Here is a 2,659-nt window from a genome sequence, read left to right as displayed (position 1 = left end):
CCGAGTTTGCGGAAATCAAGCAGCGCACGAGAGTACAGCCAGATGGCCATGCAGTCTCCCTCGAACTGCTTCATGAGGCTCTCGGCCTCTTCATCGAGATTCAACTCAATCAGACACGGCAGGACTAGGTACCGGATGCCCTGGTTGTCATTAGGGTTGAGACGCAGGAGTTCCCGATAGTGCCCGGCAGCTTCTTCTTTTGCCCCGGCCACCCATAGTGTTTGTGCCAGGCCGGCGCGGGCGCGCATGTACGGACGGGTTTCGATCAGCCCCCAAAAGTAACCGACGTTTTGTTTGAATGCTTTCTTACCGAGCGCCCGTTCACCCGCCTCAACCGCCATCTCGTAAATCCTGATGGCCTCCTCCTCCGTTTCCGGAATCAACTCAGCCAGTATGTTGTACGCATCGGCGCAATCCATGGAAATGCTAAGCGCTTCCATAGCGAGGGCTGCGGTGCCGTTGACGGTGGGGGCCTCCCAGGCTTCGTATATCAGTTCCTGGGCCTGGTCCAGGGCCGTGCTGCTCCGCCTGCCTGAGCGTGCAATGCCGGCAAGATGACGTTCTAATGCCCGCAACGACTGAAGTGGGTTTTCGCCTTCGCTGCTGGGTTGACGTCGGCCTGAATTCTTCTTAGGCTCGGTTTTCTTTTTGGCAGGCTTGCTGGTTTTCATCTGCATCTTCCTTAACGGCAACGAGACCACGTTATGACTGCGGTTGGTTTTGACGGCAAAGTGATCGATTCACTTTGCGGTGTTTCTTCCGGCCCAAAGCGAAATTAACTCTATTCGCTGTCGAAGGTCAAGGTATTGGAAGGCGACTGGAGGGGGTTAAAGGGTGTCGCTACGTTATTGTAATCCCCGCGGATCCCGGCAACTGGCGCAAGCCAACAAACAGGAAAGGGACAGGTCAGATTGACCTGTCCCTTTCGTTTAATAACGATGACTCGGTTATTTGATCAACAGCATCTTCTTGCTGTCAGTAAACCTGTCTGGAGTCAGGCGATACAGATAAACGCCAGACGGATGCCGACTGGCATCCCACACCACAGACGCGTCACCCGCCTCATGCCAGCCGCTGTACTCGGCAACCGTCTGACCGGCGACGTTGATTATGGTCAGACGATACTGGCACGCAACCGGCAGGCTGAAGCCGATTGTCGTTGTTGGGTTGAACGGGTTGGGGTAGTTCTGCTCCAACGCGAATTCGGACGGCAACGCCAATTCTTCTTTGTACATGATATTCGGCGTCCCTAACGGTACAATGCCCGCGGGAATCAGCTTCATCAAGTACATTTTCTGAAGATTTACATAGACCGCATAGCAGTTCGCGGTACCGCCGGCCATGTACAAGCCAGCGAAATACGTGAGCGCCTGGCTCGCCGTTGCGCCGTCGGCCGTTACCACCTTCAACTGGCTCTGACGACCCGAGGCTATGTTCAACAAACACGTGAGCATGGCCCGCTCGGATTTTGCCTCATACGACGGATCGTAAGGCTGCCTGAACATGAAGTCGTAGAAATCATCGAATGTCATCGCCCGCGGACCAGACGCATACGTGACGTCAAGTATCTGAATTTCGAAACCATCGATACGATTGTAGAAATGGTCGAAGATCAAACGTCCGTACCTGTCGAAATCAGTCCTGGTCGGCATACCCCTGATGATTATGCCGTCCTTGATCGCCTGCAGCCGCAGTTTCCACCACCAGATGTCACACACTTTGTTGGTGGCAACGTTGGTCAGCGCGAAGTTTACCTCTACCGGCGCAGTCGCTACCTTCACCGGCACGACCGATTCGCCGACTGGGCTCATACCCAGCGGGACCTGGACTTCAACCACGTAATCACCGCCGGGCAGATCGCCGAACTCGTAATCGCCGAACTCATCGGTCGCTTGAGCACCGGCCGGAGAGCCGTCCCGCATGAGGCTCACTACTACCCCGTGCAAGCCGCCGCCATTCAGGGTTACTTGGCCGAAGATAGATCCGTTGGTAGGCGGAAGAACTACAGTGCCGGGCGTACCGGTGGGATCGTCAGGGTCATCGCCCGTCTCAGTTGTGGGAGGAGTTTGGTCGCTGTCTATGGTGGCGAAGTTCGTGATAGTCGTTCCTGGCACCGCATTCGAATTGATTCTCACGACTAACTCAATAAGTGGGCCAGCCTGTCCAGCCAAGATCGTTCCAATCTCCCAAGTCACCGTATTGGAAACTGGATCGAATACTCCGGTTCCCGGCACTCCGCCCACGGTCTCGGAAACAAAGTCCAGCTCCGCAGGCATCGTGTCCCGGACTGTCACCCCCGTGACGTCGAAAGCGTTGTCAAAGTTGTCAAAGTTTATCCGGTAGGTGAAATTCTGGCCTATAGGAACGCCTACTCCCTGCACGACATCGTTTTTCGCCAGATTAAGCGGATTGTAACTGACGTTGGCGATGGCAATGCCTGCCGGATTGCCCAGATCAAAAGTCTGCTGAATCATTGCGAACGGCGTCGTGCTGCAGTTCCACACCTGCATAGTGCCGCCGCCGGCACCGTACCACCCGCCGCCGGTAATATAGACGAAGCCGCTGGTTTCGTCGACCGCAATACCCATGGCGCCGCCGCAGTCGACGCTGGTTTCGACTCTGGCAACCACATCGTACTTGCAGATGAGATTAGATCCGG

Annotated in this window: 2 protein-coding genes; both read right to left on the bottom strand. The window is 55.6% G+C overall.

What is annotated here, in order from left to right:
- On the bottom strand, window positions 1-671 hold a 671-nt coding region (locus tag AB1772_13305), incomplete at its 3' end, for a hypothetical protein (protein MEW5797316.1).
- Between the two features lie 276 nt (window positions 672-947).
- Window positions 948-2,659 (bottom strand): T9SS type A sorting domain-containing protein (locus AB1772_13300; GenBank protein ID MEW5797315.1); only part of this gene is annotated, 1,712 nt, incomplete at its 5' end.

The sequence above is a fragment of the Candidatus Zixiibacteriota bacterium genome (assembly GCA_040752815.1).
GTDB lineage: Bacteria > Zixibacteria > MSB-5A5 > GN15 > FEB-12 > JAGGTI01.
The sequence above is the reverse complement of the archived record's forward strand: the minus strand, read 5'-3'. Positions and strand labels throughout refer to the sequence as shown.